The organism is Komagataeibacter intermedius TF2 (assembly GCF_000964425.1).
Lineage (GTDB): Bacteria > Pseudomonadota > Alphaproteobacteria > Acetobacterales > Acetobacteraceae > Komagataeibacter > Komagataeibacter intermedius.
The window spans coordinates 1-218 of sequence record NZ_BANF01000314.1 but is presented as its reverse complement, the minus strand read 5'-3'; the positions used below and the strand labels follow the sequence as shown (position 1 = coordinate 218).

Here is a 218-nt window from a genome sequence, read left to right as displayed (position 1 = left end):
CACATCTCCGATCAGTATGATCCGTTTTCGACCCGGGTGATTGCGGCGACGGCCGGTGAAGCACCCTATGTTCTGGATGGGCTGCTGTATCATGCCAACGGGCTTTCCATTGAAGAGCATTATACCGACACGGGTGGGGCGTCAGATCATGTTTTCGGGCTGATGCCATTCTTCGGTTATCGATTTGCGCCCAGGATACGGGATCTGAAAGAGCGGAA

Annotated in this window: 1 protein-coding gene; it reads left to right on the top strand. The window is 54.1% G+C overall.

What is annotated here, in order from left to right:
- On the top strand, positions 1-218 hold a 218-nt coding region (locus B7449_RS17305), incomplete at both ends, for a Tn3 family transposase (protein ID WP_048883917.1).